This is a genomic window from Streptomyces chilikensis (genome assembly GCF_001642695.1).
GTDB lineage: Bacteria > Actinomycetota > Actinomycetes > Streptomycetales > Streptomycetaceae > Streptomyces > Streptomyces chilikensis.
Genome location: NZ_LWCC02000005.1, coordinates 4,085,203 through 4,102,164 on the forward strand (window position 1 = coordinate 4,085,203; position 16,962 = coordinate 4,102,164).

Genomic DNA, 16,962 nt, shown 5'->3' on the forward strand with positions numbered 1-16,962 from the left:
CGGCCGCGGGCGCCGCACGTGGGAACACGTACGGCGCCCGCGGCCGTGTGCGCGGGGTGCGTCGCTCGAAGGGGAGCTACGCCGACTTGCGTCGCGTGTCGCGAGGATGAACGGCGATGTTCATCGCCCCGGACCGCAGCACCGCGAGACGCTCCTCGAGGACTTCCTCGAGTTCCTCACGCGTGCGGCGCTCCATGAGCATGTCCCAGTGCGTACGGGCCGGCTTCGCCTTCTTCTCCTCCGGTCCGTCGCCGTCCACCAGGAGTGCCTGGGCCCCGCAGACCTTGCACTCCCACTCCGGCGGGATCTCCGCCTCGACCGAGAAGGGCATCTCGAAGCGGTGCCCCTTCTCGCATGCGTACTCCACCGCCTGGCGCGGGGCCAGGTCGATGCCGCGGTCGGTCTCGTAGCTGGTCACCACGAGGCGCGTGCCGCGAAGAGCTCGCTCACTCATGAATCGTGCCTCCCGGGCTTGTCGCCCACAGGACAGGTGTCGCTGTCGTCGTCATCCGGCTCAACGTCCGGTCGGCGGTAAAGATTCCCGTTCCACGCCAATGCGTCGCCGTCGTAGCCGCCCCTTGTTGTACCCACCATCGCCCGGTTTGTCACATCTGCCGGGAGATGTCACTCGACGTCGCGGCGCCTTTGTCGCGCAGTAACGGTACGCCTGGCAGGCCAAACGCGTACACTACCGCCCCGCCGTCTCCGGGTCCAAAAGCATCAGAGCTTCTCCGGAACCGTGTTCCCCGCCTCGGCGACGGCACGCCGCACAGGAATCCGGGCCAGGAGCACGAATCCGAGCGCGAAGAAGATCACCAGGGAGATGATGGCGTCCCGGTAGCTGCCGGTGAGCTGGTACGTCAGTCCGAAGACCAGGGGCCCGAGCCAGCTCGTGCCCCGGTCGCTGATCTCGTAGGCGGCGAAGTACTCGGCCTCCTTGCCCGGCGGGACCAGGTGCGAGAAGAGCGAACGCGAGAGCGCCTGGCTGCCGCCCATGACCAGGCCGATGCCCGCCGCGAGGGCGAAGAACCAGGCCGTGTCGCCGGAGGGCATGAAGTAGGCGGTGGCCACCACCAGGGTCCAGGCGGCCAGCGAACCGAGGACGGTGCGCTTGGCGCCGTGCCTGCGGGCGATCCGGCCCAGGGCCAGCGCCCCGGCCACGGCCAGCACCTGCACCAGCAGCACCGCCGTGATGAGGGTGGACTGCTCCAGCCCCAGTTCCTCGGAGCCGAAGATCGCCGCCTGCGAGATCACCGTCTGGATGCCGTCGTTGTAGACCAGGTAGGCCAGCAGGAACGCCAGGGTCAGCGGGTGGCGGCGCATGTCGCGCAGCGTTTCGAGGAGGCGGCGCGGGGTGGAGGCGGAGGACCCGGCGTCCGGGGTCCGGCGGTCGCGCAGGCGGCGCAGCGGAACCAGGGCGAACACCCCCCACCAGACGCCCGCCGAGGCCAGGCAGACGCGGACCGCGGTCGACTCGGTCAGGCCGAAGGAGTCGTGCATCGTGTAGAGCACCAGGTTCAGGACGAGCATCAGCGCACCCGCCGCGTACCCGAACGCCCAGCCCTTGGACGAGACCGCGTCGCGTTCCTCGGGCGTGGATATCTGAGGCAGGAAGGCGTTGGAGAGCATGGCCGCCACCGACTGCGAGGCGTTGGCGACGATCAGCAGGGCGCCGCCCAGCAGGTAGCGGTCGCCGTCCAGGAAGAACATGCCGGTGGTGGCGGCTGCGCCGAGGTAGGCGAAGAGCCCGAGCAGCGGCTTCTTCCGTCCGGTGCGGTCCGCGACGGCGCTGACCAGCGGCATCACCAGCACCGCGACGACCACCGACAGGGACACCGTGTAGGCGAAGAAGGAGCCCGCGCTCAGGGGTATCCCGAGCGGGTGGACCAGCCCCTCCTCGTCGGCCGCGGCCTTGGCGACCGAGGTCAGGTAGGGACCGAGGAAGACGGTGAGCACGCTCGTCGAGTAGACCGAGCAGGCCCAGTCGTAGAAGTACCAGCCGCGCTGCTCGCGCCGACGTCCGCCGGCCGTTCCGGCCCCGTCCGTCCGCACCGTGATGCCGCCCACCCGATCCTCGCTTCGCGCCGATGGGAGCCGCGCGTGGTCAGGCCCAGACGCCCCGGTCCTCCATCACCGCGCGCAGCGTGTCGATGTGATCGGTCATGATGCCATCCACGCCCAGGTCGAGGAGCCTGTGCATTTCTACGGAATCGTTGATCGTCCAGACGTGTACCTGCAGGCCGCGGGCGTGCGCGGCCCGGACGAAGCGGCGGTCCACCACCGGGACGCCGGTCTGGCTCACCGGGACCTGGGCGGCCAGCGCGGACCTGCGCGGGCCCACGGGCAGGCCCCAGGAACGCAGCCGCAGGCCCAGGACCCCGGCGGTGCCCAGCGAGGTGGCCAGCCGGGGCCCGGCCAGCCGCCGGGCGCGCGCCACCCGGGACTCCGAGAACGACCCCAGGCACACCCGGTCCCAGGAGGCCGTGGTCCCCAGCAGTTCCAGCAGCGGGAGCAGGGCCCCCTCCTCCTTGACGTCCACGTTCCAGCGGACGCCGGGGAAGGCCTCCAGCAGTTCGGCGAAGAGCGGCACCGGCTCCCGGCCGGCCACCCGTGCCTGCCGCACCTCGCTCCACGGCAGCTCGGCGATGCGGCCGGTGCCGTCGGTCACCCGGTCCAGGGTGTCGTCGTGGAAGGCGACCAGCACGCCGTCGGCGGTGACGTGGACGTCGGTCTCCATGTACCGGTAGCCGGCGTCGGCGGCGCGCCGGAACTGGGCGGCGGTGTTCTCCAGCCCGTCGGCGTCCCCGCCCCGGTGCGCGAAGGCGATCGGGCCGGGGTGGTCCAGGTACGGGTGGCGGATGCGGGTCGTGGTCACGGACGCAGTATCGCGTCCCGCGGGGCCCGGGCCGGGAGCGGGCCCTCGGGGGCCCGGGCCTGTCCCGCGGACGGCGCCGGATCCGCGGTGCGGACCGCGGGGGCGGGCCCACGCGTGGGGTCCGGGCCCGCGAGGGAGGGGGAGTCCGCGGTGGAGGCGCCCGCGGTGGAGGCGTCCGCGGTGGAGGCGTCCGCGGTGGAGGCGTCCGCCGGGGAGACGTCCGCGACGAGGGCCTCCGTGGGGGCGGCGGCAGGGACGGGATCCGGGGCGGAGGCGGGGGTGAGGGCGAGGGCGGGGGCGAAGAGGCGGAGGAAGAACTGGACCAGGGGGCCGATGGCCAGCGCGTACAGCAGCGTGCCCGCGCCGACGGTGCCGCCCAGCAGGAAGCCGGTCGCCACGACGGAGAGCTCGACGGCGGTGCGCATCAGGCGCAGGGAGCGGCCCGTGCGGCGGTGCAGACCCGTCATCAGGCCGTCCCGCGGACCCGGGCCGAAGCCGGCGGATATGTAGAGGCCGGAGGCGATCCCGTTGAGGACGAGACCGGCGAGCAGCAGGAGCCAGCGGGCCGGGAGCCCGTCGGCCGGGGGGACGAGGGCGAGGGTGGCGTCCATGGTGAGGCCCACCACGAAGACGTTGGAGACGGTGCCCAGACCGGGGCGCTGCCGCAGGGGGATCCAGAGCAGCAGGACCAGGGCGCCGACCAGGACGGAGACGGTGCCGACGGTCAGGCCGGTCAGTTCGGACACGCCCTGGTTGAGGACCCCCCAGGGTTCGAGGCCGAGTTCCGCGCGCAGCAGCAGCGCGCAACTGGCCCCGTAGAGCGTGAGGCCGACGTAGAGCTGGACGAGGCGTCGGACGGGCAAGAGGAACCCCCTGTGGTGATCGTGGACCGGTGCGTGCCACTCTGTGGCGTGTGGCCCGCGGCTCGACAGGGCCAATTCGGGGAAGGTGGACTGGACGCATGCAACGGTGGACCTCGGTGGTGGGAGCCGCCCAACTGGCCCGGCAGCTCGCCGCGCAGCAGCAGCGGCCGCCCCGGCCCGGGGACCGCCGTCTGCCCGCCTACCGGGTCCTCGCCGACGGCATCCGGCTGCTGGTGCTCGAGGGCCGGGTCCCGGTCGCCGCCCGGCTGCCGGCGGAGCGGGAACTCGCCTCGGCGCTCTCGGTCAGCCGCACCACCGTCGCCGCCGCCTACGAGGCCCTGCGCGCCGAGGGCTTCCTGGAGTCACGGCGCGGCGCCGGCAGCTGGACCGCCGTCCCGCCCGGCAATCCGCTGCCCGCCCGCGGCCTGGAGCCGCTGCCGCCGGAGTCCCTCGGAACCCTCATCGACCTGGGCACCGCCGCGCTGAACGCTCCCGAGCCGTGGGTGACCCGAGCCGTCCAGGGCGCCCTCGGCGACCTGCCGCCGTACGCCACCACCCACGGCGACTACCCGGCCGGACTGCCCGCGCTGCGCGCCACCCTCGCCCGCCGGTACACCGAGCTCGGCGTGCCCACCATGCCGGAGCAGATCATGGTGACCACGGGGGCCATGGGAGCCATCGACGCCATCTGCCACCTCTTCGCCGGACGCGGCGAACGGGTCGCCGTCGAGTCGCCCAGCTACGCCAACATCCTCCAGCTGATCCGCGAGGCGGGCGCACGACTGGTGCCGGTCGCCATGGGGGAGGGGACCTCGGGCTGGGAGATGGAGCGCTGGCGCCAGGTGCTGCGCGAGTCCGCGCCGCGCCTGGCCTACGTGGTCGCGGACTTCCACAACCCGACGGGCGCGCTCGCCGACGAGGAGCGCAGGCGGCTGCTGGTCGACGCCGCCCGGGCGGCGGGGACGGTCGTGGTCGCCGACGAGACCATGCGGGAACTGCGACTCGACGAGGACGTGGAGCTGCCGCGGCCGATGTGCGCCTTCGACCCGGCCGGCTCCTCGGTGATCACGGTGGGGTCCGCCAGCAAGGCGTTCTGGGCCGGGATGAGGATCGGCTGGGTCCGGGCGGCGCCCGAGATCATCCGGTCGCTGGTCGCCGCCCGCGCCTACGCCGACCTCGGCACCCCGGTGCTGGAACAGCTCGCGGTGGCCTGGCTGATGGACACCGGGGAGTGGGAGGACGCCGTCGCCTGGCGGCGCGCCCAGGCCCGCGAGAACCGGGACGCGCTGGTCGCGGCGGTCCGGCGGGAACTGCCGTCCTGGGAGTTCACGGTGCCGGCCGGAGGGCTCACCCTCTGGGTCCGGGCGGGCGGGCTCTCCGGCTCGCGGATCGCCGTCGCCGGGGAGCGGGTGGGCGTCCGGGTGGCCTCCGGGCCCCGCTTCGGGGTCGACGGGGCCTTCGAGGGCTACGTCCGGCTGCCGTTCACGGTGGGCGGCGCGCTCGCGGAGGAGGCGGCCTCCCGGCTGGCCCGCGCCGTCCGCCTGGTCGAGACCGGGGCGCCGCTGGGCGCGGAACCCACCCGCGCGTTCGTGGCCTGACGGGAGCCCCGGCCCTTCCCCGCCGCTGTTGCTGTCGCTGTCGCTGCCGCCCGGTCGTCTACAGCTCGGCCCGGGAGGGCTCGGCGTGCTCGGGGGGCTCAGCCTCCGTCCCGGCGGGAAGACCCGGCTCGTCCAGGGACCTGGGGTCCTTCACGATGTCGACCGCCGGCACCCCCGCCACCTCCGGGGGCTCCGCCACCTCGTTCACGGTGCCCGCTTCGCCGGCGGACGCCGCCGTCCCCGCCGTCCGGGGCGGCAGCAGTTCCCGCACCGCCTCGCGCTGCCCCTCCGCGGCGGTCTCGTCGTACGGGTCCGGCGTCGCCGGAACCTGCACCCGCAGCACCGGGCCCGCTCCCAGCCGCACGTACCCCCGGCCGGCGGGCACCAGCGACGGCGGGGTGGTGCGGGGCGCCGTGCCCAGCACCGCCGCGAGCTGCGGCACCGAGGACGGCCCCAGCAGAACCCGCGCCCGCGTGTGCTGCCGCACCGCCTCGCCCAGGGCGTCCGCGTTCTCCAGGTGCTCGGCGACGACCACCGTCACGCCTGCCGCCCGGCCGTGCCGCAGCGGCACCTGGAGCAGCGCCTGCGGGTCGCCGCCGCCCTCGGCCGCCGCCAGGTGGCCCAGCGCGGCCGGGCGGTCCACCACGATCCACAGGGGCCGCCGCGCGTCCTCCGGGACCGGGATGCCGGACTGCCTCGCCCGGCTGGCGGCGATCAGCCGGCGTTCCGTCTCGCGCACCGCCCACTCCAGCGAGGCGCGCGCGCCCGCGGGGGAGCACTCCACCGCCACCACGCCGCTGCGCCCGACGAGGCAGGCGTACTCCCCGGCGGCGCCCCCGTCCACGATCAGCACGTCGCCGTGGCGCAGTGCCTGCAGGACGAGGCACCGCAGCAGCGTCGACGTGCCGCTGCCGGGGGAGCCCAGCGCCAGCAGGTGCGGCTCGGTGGACCGGGAGCCGGTGCGCCACACGACCGGGCGGACCTCCCCGCCCCGCTCGCCGGCGTCCGGCGCGAGTGCGCACGAGACCTCGGGCGGGTCGGTGACGCCGAGGACGGTCTCGCCCGGCGCGGTGTCGAAGGCCTGCGCCGCGATGTCCGTGGGCAGCGGCGGCAGCACCTCCAGGGTGAGCCGGTTCGCCTCCTCCTCCCAGACGAACCGGTACTCGCGGCCCCGCCCGGCCTTGGCGAGCAGCGTCTGCTCGACCCGGACGCGGGCCTCGGCCTCCCCGTCGGCGAAGTAGGCGGGATAACGCAGCACCAGCCGGGCGACCCGGCCGGCGCCGTCGAACTCGTGGGCCTCGAAGGGCTCCTGCCAGTCCCCGCCGTGCGAGTAGAGGGGAACGGGGTCCTCGGTGACGGAGAAGTGGGGGACCAGGGCCTCGTAGAACGACCTCAGGCGCTGGGCCTGCTCGTCGTCGGGGGCTCCCGCCGGCCGCCCCGCCCGGTCCCGGCCCCTCCACGCGGCCGCCGCCATCAGCGCGGCGGCGGCCAGCAGGGCGCCGTAGGGCGTCAGGACGACCGCCAGGAGCACCGACGCCCCCAGGAACAGCAGCGGTCCGCGCCGGTCCTTGGGGGTGTCCGTCCACCTCCGCCGGGACACGACGGTCAGGCGGCCCAGCCCGCGGGCCACCGTGATCACCGGATGGAGGACGTCCGTGGCGCCGGCGCCCGCCGTCCGGGCCAGCTCCCGGCCGCGGGCGAGGTGCTCGCCGCCGGTGCGCAGGATGCGGGGGAGGGGACGCCGGGCCACTGAGGTCTCCTGGTTTCCGTGCCGAGGGGTGGTTGCGGGATGGAGGGCGGGGGCGGACCCGCCCGGGGTCACGTCCGGCTTCACGCGCGGGGTCACGTGCGGGATCAGAACTTCAGCCCGCCCAGCAGGCTCGCGAGGCTCTCGCCGCCGGCCTTGATGCTCGGCGCGATCGCCGTGCTGGAGAGGTAGAAGCCGAACAGGACCGAGACGACGGCGTGCGAGGCCTTGAGGCCGTCCTTCCTGAAGAACAGGAAGACGATGATGCCGAAGAGCACGACGCCGGAGATGGAGAGGATCATGAGGTTCTCCTGGTGTTCGGGTGGGGACAGTCACCACGAGTTGTTCCAGGATCACAGCATGTATCCATACGACAAAAGGTGCAACTGAGTGATTTACCGCTGATTTCCCCCGCATGGTGGAGGCGTCCTGCCGGGTTCCGGCCGCCGCGTGCCGTACGGACGGGCCGCGCCCGGCCCCGCGCGGCCGCCGACGATCCTCACCGTCTTCGGGGCGGGGGCCGGGCAGTGGCGTCCGGCGTGTCGTCGATTCACTCGTACGGTGGAGCGTGTGTTCCGGTGCGCACCCCCGGAGGGAGCCCTCGGCCGGCGGTTTCCCCGGACGCCGTAGGCTCTGCGTGGTCCGGTCGTCCGGACGACCGCCCGCCGGCCGACTGCGCCGGACGGCGGACCGGACCGGCGGACGAGCAGGCAGGCGGCGGTGCACCGGACGGCCGCGCGAGGAGAGAGGCGGACCCGGCGATGACCGAAGCCCCCGATCCGGAGGTCGTGGAGCTCGCGACCAGGATCTTCGAGATGGCGCGCAAGGGGGAGACCGCGGCGCTCGTCTCCTACCTGGACGCGGGCGTCCCGGCGGACCTCACCAACGACCGGGGCGACTGCCTGATCATGCTGGCCGCCTACCACGGCCACGCCGGGACGGTGCGCGCCCTGCTGGCCCGCGGCGCGCAGGCGGACCGGGTCAACGACCGCGGTCAGACACCGCTGGCGGGCGCCGTCTTCAAGGGGGAGGCGGAGGTCGTCCGGGCGCTGCTGGAGGGCGGTGCCGACCCGGCGGCCGGAACCCCCTCGGCCGTCGACACCGCCCGCATGTTCGGGCGGACCGAGGTGCTCGAACTCTTCGGCTCCGCCTGACACTTGCCCGGTCGCACCGCGCTGACCTCGGGCGACGCCGGACGTCCCGCCGGGAAGATCCGAAGGAGCGATCCGGACGGCCGCACCGAAATCCGGTCGCCACGCGGCGAACCGGCGAGTCATGATGGCCCGGTGATTCACGGACGCGACGGTTGGGCAGGAGTTGCCGAACCGCGTGGACCGTGACCGGTCCGGAAGGACCACCGACGAGAGGCAGAGGAAAATGGTCTACCACGAGCAGAAAACGGCGGGAGCCCGGACGTGTTGTCGCGGCCAGGTGCAGTGATCTCCCGGTTGCGTCGACGCTTGATGTGAGGCTGTTTCCCATGTTCGATCCGGTCATAGCGCCCAGCGGCACCCTGCTCGGCCTGCTTCAGCGGGGCCGAGGCGACGGGACCCTGCACGCGCTCACCGCCCCCCGTGCCGAGGCGCTCGAGGCCCTCGACCGGTGCGTGCTCCACGATCCGCGCCACGACTGGCAGCTGGAGAACCGCTCCCTCTACTACGCCCGGCTCTGCCTCGACCTCGACGGCGGCCTGGAGGCCGTCGAGGCCCACCTCCTGGGGCCCGACGACGTCCTCGATCCCGAGGAGAACCGCACCGGGCTCGCCCTGTCCGTCCTCGGTCACCTCGCCTCCTACGGCCGGCGGGACGCCCTGGAGCTGCTGCGCCGCTACGCGGCACAGGGCACGAACTGGGCCTGGGCCCTCGACGAGCTCGCCCTGCGCGACGACGACGCCGGGCTGCGCGCCCTCGCCGTGCCGGTGCTGGCCCGCTTCCCCGCCGGCCCCGAGGGCGACGCCGAACTGGCCGCCATGGTGCGCGACGCCTTCGAGCCCCGGCCCTGGCGCCTGTGGGCCGACGACCCGCGCCCCGCCGTCCGCGACCGGATCCGCGCGGCCCGCGAGGCCGCCTGCTTCGACCGCTGGCAGCGCCAGCTCGACTCCACCGGCCCGCGGCCCTCCTGGGGCGTGCGCGCCATCCTCGACTGGGCCCAGCAGGGCGCCGAGCGGGGTGCGCAGCTCCACGCGCCCGCCGCCCGGTGCCTGCTCGCCGTGGCCGGTCCCGAGGACCGTCCCGAACTGCTGGAGGCCGCCGGGTCCGGCCCCGACGGCGCCCGCTGCGCCGCCCTGCGCCACCTCGCCGACACCGGCGACCCGCAGGCCCTGGAGCTGATCGACGCCGCCGTGGCCGACGGCTCGGCCGCCGTCCAGGAAGCCGCCGTGGACGCCTTCGAGCGGATGCGGTCCGCCGGGGCCGTCGACGCGGCCCGCGCCTGGTCCCACCGGCCCGACCCGCTCGGCGCGGCGGCCGGACGGGTGCTCGCCCTGCGCGGCGACGCCCGGGACGGCGCGCTGGTGCTCGCCGCGCTGCGCACCGCCGTGCGGACCGAGGGACCGGACGCGCCCACCCTGTGGACCCTGGTCGACGGCGCCGGACGCCTCGGCATCGCCTGCGCCGCGCCGGTGCTGCGGCACGTCTACCGCGAGACGGCCTCCTCCTCCCTGCGCGGGCGGACCGCGCGGGCCCTCGCCGCCACCGACCCCTCGTTCGCCGCGGGCTTCGCGGTCGAATGCCTGTGGGACTGCGAGGAGAGCACGCGCGAACTGGCCGCACGGCACGCCGAGACGGGTGACGCCCGCGTCGCCGAGCGCCTCCGCCGCCTCGCCGCCGACCCCGCCGAGGAGGACGACGTCCAGCTCGCCGTCCGCACCCGCATCGCCACCGACAAGTCCGCCGCCTGACCCCGCCCCGCACCCCGCACCCGGGGGCGGGGCGCGGGGCGAGCCGTTCGCGTCCGTGCACGGTCGCGCCGCGGGAACGCGGCACGGGAGAACGGGCCCCGCGTGGGCCCGTGACGGCCCGCTCCGCGAGGACGGAGCCCTCCCGGAGCCCCGCGGGAAGAGGAAGGGCCCGGGCGGGAAGGACGCCGTCCGCCGGGGCCCGGCCCGGCGGCGCTCCCGCCGCCCGCGGCCGGGACGGCGGGACGAGGCGCCCCGGCGGCGGCGAAGGACAACGCTCACGGGACGTTCCGCGGCCGGACACGTCCCCGTCGACCGCCCCACGCCCACGGTGACGACAACGCGGACATGCGTGTCGTCATCGTCACCGAGTCGTACCCGCCCGACCTGAACGGCGTGGCCCACTGCGCCCACCAGACCGCCCGGCACCTCGCCGCCCGCGGCCACACCCCCCTCGTCGTCGCTCCCGCGACCGCCCCGGCGGACGCGGAGGACGACCGCCTCGCCCCGTGCCCCGTCGTCCGCGTCCCGTCGATCCCCCTCCCCGGCTACCCGCAGGTCCGCGTCGCCCTCCCGAGCCGGCGGGTCACCGCGGCCCTGGAGGAGCACCGCCCCGACATCGTGCACCTGGCCGGCCCGTTCGTCCTCGGCGTCCGCGGCATGGCCGCCGCCGCCCGCCTCGGCGTACCCGCCGTCGCGGTGTACCAGACCGACCTCGCCGGCTACGCCCGCACCTACGTCGGGGCGGGCTCCGGCACGGCCTGGCGCCGCATACGGCGCGTCCACACCGCCGCCGACCGCACCCTCGCCCCCTCCCGCTCCGCCCAGGCGGACCTCGAGGCGCACGGAATCCCGCGGGTGCGGCTGTGGCCCCGAGGCGTGGACACCGACCGGTTCCACCCGGCCCGCCGCGACCAGGTCCTGCGCCGTCGCCTCGCCCCGGACGGCGAGCTGATCGTCGGATACGTCGGCCGCCTCGCCCCCGAGAAGCACGTCGAACTGCTCGCCGGCGTCTGCGCCCTGCCCGGCGTCAAGGTGGTGGTGGTCGGGGACGGCCCCAGCCGCGCCTCGGTGGCGGACGCGCTGCCCGGCGCCACCCTCCTCGGCGCCCTCACCGGCGCCGAACTCGCCAGGGTCTTCGCCTCGTTCGACGTCTTCGCCCACACGGGACCGTTCGAGACCTTCTGCCAGACCGTCCAGGAGGCGATGGCCAGCGGCCTGCCGGTGATCGCCCCCGCCGCCGGAGGGCCCCTGGACCTGGTGGAGCCGGGCCGGACCGGTCTGCTGGTCCCGCCGCTCGACGCGGACGCCCTGCGCGAGGCGGTCCGCCTGCTCGCCGCACGGCCCGCACGGCGGGCCGCCTACGGGACGGCGGCGCGTGCCACCGTCGAGGGGCGCACCTGGCAGGCGGTGGGGGACAGCCTGATCACCCACTACGCCGAGGTGCTGCGTGCCAGGACGGCGGTGACCGCGTGACCCCCGCCCTCCCCGCCGACCGGCCGCTGACCATCGTGCGGCTCGCCAACTTCGTCTCCCCGTCCTCCGGCGGACTGCGCACCGCCCTGCGCGAACTCGGCGCCGGATACGCGGCCGCGGGCCACCGCCCGGTCCTGGTCGTGCCGGGCGCCGAGGCCGGGGACCGGGAGACCGGGCAGGGCAGGGTGATCACCCTGCCCGCCCCCGTGGTGCCCGGCACCGGCGGCTACCGGGTGCTCACCGGCAGACGGCGCCTGGCCGCCCTGCTGCGGGAACTGGCCCCCGACCGGCTGGAGGTGAGCGACCGGACCACCTTGCGCTGGACCGGCGAGTGGGCCCGCCGCGCGGGGGTCCGCGCGGTGATGGTCGCGCACGAGAGCGCCGACGGCGTGCTGCGCACCTGGGGACTGCCCGAGGGCGCCGCGCGCCGCGCCGCCGACCGCCTCAACATCCGTACCGCGCGGGCCTACACCCGCGTCGTCTGCACGACCGGGTACGCCGAGCGGGAGTTCCTGCGGACCGGTGCCCGCAACGTGGTCCGCGCGCCGCTCGGCGTCGACCTCCGGCACCGCCGTCCGGCGCTCCGCGACCCCGCCGAACGGGCCCGGTACGCCCGGGCGGACGAGCGGCTGCTGGTGCTCTGCTCCCGCCTGTCGGTGGAGAAACGTCCCGGCACGGCGCTGGAGGCCCTGCACGCCCTGCTGCGGCAGGGTGAGCGCGCCGTCCTCGTCGTCGCGGGCGAGGGACCGCTGCGGGAAGGGCTGCGGCGGCGGGCCGAACGGGACGCGCTGCCCGTCGTCTTCCTCGGCCACGTCGAGGACCGCGCCCGGCTGGCCGCGCTCCAGGCCGCCGCCGACGTGTGTCTCGCGCCCGGGCCCGCCGAGACCTTCGGGCTCGCCGCCCTGGAGGCCATGGCGTGCGGGACCCCCGTGGTCGCCAGCGCCTCCTCCGCGCTGCCGGAGGTGATCGGCCCGGCCGGCGCGACCGCCCGCGACGACGGCGAGGCCTTCGCGGCCGGGGTGCGCCGGCTGCTCGCGGTCCCCGAGCGGACCCGGCGGGCCGCCGCCCGCGCCCGGGCCGAACGCTTCGGCTGGGACGCCGCGGTCCGCGGCTTCCTCTCCGCCCACGACGCCGCCCCGAGGGTGAGGACCCCATGAGCATCCACGAGGAACTGTCCACGACCGTCCGCCCGCCCACCGCCCAGCCCGCCCACCCGTCCTCTCCGTCGGCCTCCGACCGGTCCTCACCGTCGCTCCCCGCCCCGTCCCCACCGTCGGCCTCCGACCCGCGCCCGCCCGCGCTGCCGGACCTGCCCGGGCAGAAGTCCGTGCCGCGCCGCGGCCCCGCGCCCCTGCGCTTCGTGGCCCTCGGCGACTCCCTCACCGAGGGCGTGGGCGACCCGGTCGGCCGGGGCCGCCGCGGCTGGGCCGCACTGCTGGCCCAGTCCCTCGGCGGCCGGGCGGAATTCGCCAACCTGGCGGTCAGCGGCGCGCTCACCCGCGACGTGGCGGATCGGCAGCTGCCGGTGGCCCTGGAACTCCGCCCCGACCTGGTCTCCGTCGTCGTGGGGGTCAACGACACCCTGCGCGGCTCCTTCGACATCCACGCCGTGGCCCGCCGTCTGGACACCGTCTACGCGGCCGTCACCGCCCGGCGGGCCGTCCTGCTCACCGCCTGCCTGCCCGACCCGGGCGCGATGCTGCGGCTGCCGCGCGCCCTGGCGACCCCGCTGGCCCGGCGCCAGCGGGGCGTCAACGAGGTGGTCCACGTCCTGTCCGGGCGGTACGGCGCGCTGCACCTGCACGCCGCCGACGGGAGGTGGACGACCGACCCGGCGATGTGGAGCGTGGACCGGCTGCACCCGGGCGAACGCGGCCACCGGACACTGGCCCGCGCGTTCCACGCCCTGCTGGCCGACGCCGGCCTCGCCACCGGCTCCCCGCCCGGGCCCGAGCCGCAGTCCCCGCCGCCGCCGCGCGGCGCGGGGGCGTGGTGGATGGCGACCCGGGGCACCGCCTGGCTGGCGCGCCGCAGCGTGGACCTGCTGCCCGAGCTGCTGCGTCTGGCCGCCGCCGAGGCCGGGCACCGGACGCCGGGCGCCACCGCACGCCTGGACGTGGAGGCCTCCCGCGCCGTCACCTCGGCGCTCGCGGGCATCACCCCGCCCTCCGCGCCGCGTCCGTGACGGCCGTCGCATACGCGTCGTTTCGACCGGTGTCACCCCGAGCACCTACTCTGTGCACCGTGACATCGCCCGTGACGACCCCCGTCGAACCGCCGCGCCCCGGTTCCGCGCTGCCGCGCCCCGCCGCGGGCCCGGCAGCCGACGAGGGCCTGGCCAGACGCCTGCGCGCGCTCGCCTGCACCGCCCCGCTGCACGACCTGGACGCGCGCAAGGCCAACCTCTCGGGCGAGTTCACGGTCTACGGCATGGCCGAGGTGGCGCTCGCCGCCATCGACCTGGTCACCCTCACCATGGACTTCGACACCGGGGCCGACCACGAGCAGATCGTCGCCCGCCTGACCCCCCGCGTCGCCGCCCAGGCCCCCCACCGCCCCACCGCCGAGCACGAGCGGGTGGCCCGCTGGGTCCTGGAGAGCCTGATCAACGTCGGCAGCGTGGACCGCGGCTTCCGGGCGGTCTACGGCACCTTCACCGCCGACGGCGTCTACGTCCGCCGCGACTACGACTTCAAGCTGATCGAGGAGGTGCCCGGCCCCGGCGGCGGCGTGTACCTGCGGACCACCGACGAGGCCGTCAACGTCCTGGTCGGCGCCCTGGACACCGACGTCACCAGCGCGCAGATCGCCGCCGAGGTCAAGCTCGAGGTGCTCATCAGCCGCGGCCGCCTCGCCGACGCCCAGCTCGCCGCCGAACAGGCCCGCTACCGCACCGTCCAGTACTCGGAGACGCTGCGCCGCGCCCTGGAGGCCACCCGGCGCAACGTCCGCGCCGTCGACTGGCTCAACACCGTGCCCGACATGATCGCCGAGGCACTGGAGCACGTCGCCGACCGCTACCGGCACGAGAACGCGATCCTCACCAACATACGCAAGGCCCGCGACGAGTCCGAGGACCCCGGCCAGAAGCGCCGTGCCGCGGAGCTGGTGGACATCGTCAAGGACTGCATCCGCCGCCACACCCAGCTCCAGTCCCGGCTGCTGGAGGCCGGCCCGCTGTTCCGCGCCGAGCAGGACCGCCAGGCCTTCGCCGCCCCCGCCCGCACCGCCGGCACCGACCTGTACGGCCAGCTCCTCGCGCCCGTCCTGCCCCTGCCGGTCGAGCAGTCGATCCGGGTCACCGACGCCTTCTTCGCGCACGGCACCGGCCTGCGCACCCCCGGCTCGGTCCGCCTCGGCGACCTGGTCGACCTGCTGCTCACGCCGCCGGCCGAACGCGAGCACCTGGGCGCCGAGATGCCCGAGCCCGACCTGATCGCCACCCCGGACGACAGCCGGTTCAGCGAGGAGCAGCTGGCCGCCGCCACCGAACTCCTCGACCTGCAGCCCGACGCGCCCCGCCGCCTGTCCGGTCTGCTCGACGACGCCCGGCGCCGGGACCCCGACCTGCCCTACCTGGTCGCCCTGCTCGCGATCCACGCCGCCAGCCCGCCGGTCGGCACCGCCTACCGGCAGGGCGAGCCGCGCCTGCTGTTCGCGGTGGACGACGGCACCGAACTCGACGATCCCGAGTTCGGCGGCGCCGACCTCATCGTGGGCACCGCCCTGCTGGACGCGGCGGGCATGGCGGCGGACCGGCTCGAGTCCGCCTGACCGCCCGGCCGCCCGCCCCGCGCCCCGCCCTTCCCCCGCACGTGTACGACCGCACCGAGGAGCACCAGCAGTGACCGAGTCCGCCGAGTGGAGCGACACCGCGGCGACCGCCCCCCAGGCCGCCGCCGTGACGCCCGCCGTGTCGCCCGCGGACACCTCCGACGCCGCCCGCCTCGTCGCCTTCGGCCTCCAGCCCAAGCTGCAGCCCGCCCGCGACCAGGAGTACGCCGACCTGCTGCGCCGCTACCGCGAGGACCCGCCGTTCGCCCGGCTCGCCGACGCCGTCGCCACCGGGCTCGGCCTCGTCGTGCTGGAGGTCTCCCCCCGCGCCGGCATGGCGGTGACCGCCGCCGAGGGCTCCGTCTTCGCCGTCCGGATGGGCGACTACGCCCGTCGCGCCTCCTCCGACACCGCCGACCGGTTCCTGCACGGCCTGGCCCACCTCGCCGTCGCCGCGCTCGCCTTCCCGCGGCCGGAGGACCTCGCCGACGACGGCTACATCGGGCGGCTCACCGTCAACGGCGTGGACGCCTTCGTCCGCCAGGCATGCCGGCGCCTGGAGCAGCGTGCCGAGGAACAGGGCGAGAACACCGACCCGGCCAGCGACGCCCCCGGCCTGGAGGCGGCCTGGCGGATCTGGTCCCGGCGCAGCGCCACCGGCGCCACCAAGGACTCCCGCCGCCTGGCCGGCTCCACCACCGGCATCGTCGCCAAGGCGGTCGCCTTCCTCGCGGACTCCGGCTTCCTGCAGCGCACCGGCGACGAGGGCGGCGGCACCTACCGCACCACCGCCCGCTACCAGCTCCAGGTCCGCGACATGGCGAGCGGCGCGGCGATGGGCGAACTGCTGGAGCTGGGCGTCGTCCCGGTCTCCGACGGCACCGCCACCCTGCTGCCGCCGGACGACACCGACGACCTCGACCTGGCCGCCGACGCGGGACTGCCCTTCCACTCCTGACCGCGACGCCCGCGGCCGCCCCACCGCCCGACACCCACCCCGCCCGACGCCCCCACTGCCCGAACCGGCGCACGGAAGACTGACGAGAGCCCCCATGTACGAGCTGTCCCGGATCCGCCTCTACTCCATCGGACCGGCCGGCGCGCGGTACGCCGACACCGTGCTGGACCTGCGGGGCGTGGGCGAGCCCGTGCCCGACCCCGCGCCCGCGCAGGCGGAGTTCTTCCAGGACGAGCCGTCCGGCCCGCCGCGCCGCCCGGCCCCCGCCGGCGTGCTCTTCCTGGAGAACGGCGGCGGCAAGTCCGTCCTGCTCAAGCTGATCTTCTCGGTGATGCTGCCGGGCCACCGCAACACGCTCGGCGGCGCCAGTTCCGGCGTGCTGCGCAAGTTCCTGCTCGCCGAGGACTGCGGCCACGTCGCCCTGGAGTGGCAGCACACCCGCACCGGCGAACTGGTCGTCGTCGGCAAGGTCAGCGAATGGCGGGGACGCCAGGTCTCCAGCGACCCGCGGAAGTTCGCCGAGGCCTGGTACTCCTTCCGGCCCGGCCCCGGCCTGAACCTGGACGGCCTGCCGGTGGCCGAGTCCACCGCGATGCGCCCGGCGGCCGAGGGCGCCTCGGGAGCCCGCGGCCGACGCCGCACGATGAAGGGCTTCCGGGACGCCCTCACCGAGGCGGGCAGGTTCTACCCGCACCTCGAGGTGCACTGGGAGGAGATCCACGAGCGCTGGACCGAGCACCTCGGAGAGCTCGGCCTCGACCCCGAACTCTTCCGG

General features: G+C 75.7%; 13 protein-coding genes and 2 pseudogenes. 9 read left to right on the forward strand and 6 right to left on the reverse strand.

What is annotated here, in order from left to right; all coding sequences use genetic code 11:
- Window positions 1-76 precede the first annotated feature (76 nt).
- The 4 genes and pseudogenes from A2U95_RS18315 to yczE all read right to left on the reverse strand — a co-directional run.
- Window positions 77-454, reverse strand: a complete 378-nt coding sequence (locus tag A2U95_RS18315; RefSeq protein ID WP_108957122.1) for an RNA polymerase-binding protein RbpA — start codon at window positions 452-454, stop codon at window positions 77-79.
- Between the two features lie 266 nt (window positions 455-720).
- Window positions 721-2,067: an MFS transporter gene (locus A2U95_RS18320; protein ID WP_166023885.1), complete on the reverse strand. Its 1,347-nt coding sequence runs from the start codon at window positions 2,065-2,067 to the stop codon at window positions 721-723.
- Window positions 2,068-2,104: 37 nt separating this feature from the next.
- Window positions 2,105-2,875: a glycerophosphodiester phosphodiesterase family protein gene (locus tag A2U95_RS18325; RefSeq protein ID WP_166023887.1), complete on the reverse strand. Its 771-nt coding sequence runs from the start codon at window positions 2,873-2,875 to the stop codon at window positions 2,105-2,107.
- Window positions 2,876-3,120: 245 nt separating this feature from the next.
- Window positions 3,121-3,738: pseudogene (yczE, locus tag A2U95_RS18330) on the reverse strand (membrane protein YczE); the annotation flags it as partial.
- A gap of 98 nt (window positions 3,739-3,836) precedes the next feature.
- On the opposite strand from yczE, the gene A2U95_RS18335 reads away from it, so the two are divergent.
- On the forward strand, window positions 3,837-5,336 hold the full coding sequence (locus A2U95_RS18335) for an SCO1417 family PLP biosynthesis transcription factor (protein WP_166023889.1): 1,500 nt from the start codon (window positions 3,837-3,839) through the stop codon (window positions 5,334-5,336).
- 58 nt (window positions 5,337-5,394) lie between these two features.
- Here the strand turns inward: A2U95_RS18335 and A2U95_RS18340 are convergent, their stop codons facing one another.
- Both A2U95_RS18340 and A2U95_RS18345 read right to left on the reverse strand, forming a co-directional pair.
- The gene (locus tag A2U95_RS18340; RefSeq protein WP_206282904.1) at window positions 5,395-7,086 is read right to left on the reverse strand and encodes a hypothetical protein; all 1,692 of its coding nucleotides are present in this window, start codon (window positions 7,084-7,086) and stop codon (window positions 5,395-5,397) included.
- Between the two features lie 104 nt (window positions 7,087-7,190).
- Complete coding sequence (locus tag A2U95_RS18345) at window positions 7,191-7,385, reverse strand: hypothetical protein (RefSeq protein WP_166023891.1); 195 nt, start codon at window positions 7,383-7,385, stop codon at window positions 7,191-7,193.
- Between the two features lie 459 nt (window positions 7,386-7,844).
- Here A2U95_RS18345 and A2U95_RS18350 point away from each other — a divergent pair, with 459 nt between their 5' ends.
- The 8 genes and pseudogenes from A2U95_RS18350 to A2U95_RS18385 all read left to right on the forward strand — a co-directional run.
- Window positions 7,845-8,237, forward strand: a complete 393-nt coding sequence (locus tag A2U95_RS18350; protein ID WP_166023892.1) for an ankyrin repeat domain-containing protein — start codon at window positions 7,845-7,847, stop codon at window positions 8,235-8,237.
- Window positions 8,238-8,563: 326 nt separating this feature from the next.
- Window positions 8,564-9,982, forward strand: a complete 1,419-nt coding sequence (locus A2U95_RS18355) for a HEAT repeat domain-containing protein (RefSeq protein ID WP_166023894.1) — start codon at window positions 8,564-8,566, stop codon at window positions 9,980-9,982.
- 345 nt (window positions 9,983-10,327) lie between these two features.
- Window positions 10,328-11,455: a glycosyltransferase family 4 protein gene (locus A2U95_RS18360; protein WP_166023896.1), complete on the forward strand. Its 1,128-nt coding sequence runs from the start codon at window positions 10,328-10,330 to the stop codon at window positions 11,453-11,455.
- Window positions 11,452-12,612 carry a glycosyltransferase gene (locus tag A2U95_RS18365; protein WP_166023898.1) on the forward strand — a complete coding sequence of 387 codons (1,161 nt, stop codon included), beginning with the start codon at window positions 11,452-11,454 and terminating at the stop codon, window positions 12,610-12,612. Before A2U95_RS18360 ends, A2U95_RS18365 begins: the two co-directional genes overlap by 4 nt.
- Entirely contained in the window at window positions 12,609-13,640 is a 1,032-nt protein-coding gene (locus A2U95_RS18370) for an SGNH/GDSL hydrolase family protein (RefSeq protein WP_166023900.1), read from the forward strand. Before A2U95_RS18365 ends, A2U95_RS18370 begins: the two co-directional genes overlap by 4 nt.
- A 59-nt stretch (window positions 13,641-13,699) precedes the next feature.
- On the forward strand, window positions 13,700-15,229 hold the full coding sequence (locus tag A2U95_RS18375) for a hypothetical protein (RefSeq protein ID WP_166023902.1): 1,530 nt from the start codon (window positions 13,700-13,702) through the stop codon (window positions 15,227-15,229).
- 70 nt (window positions 15,230-15,299) lie between these two features.
- Window positions 15,300-16,187, forward strand: coding sequence for a hypothetical protein (locus A2U95_RS18380; protein ID WP_166023904.1), 888 nt, complete (start codon window positions 15,300-15,302; stop codon window positions 16,185-16,187).
- A gap of 94 nt (window positions 16,188-16,281) precedes the next feature.
- A pseudogene (locus A2U95_RS18385) lies at window positions 16,282-16,962 on the forward strand (hypothetical protein); the annotation flags it as partial.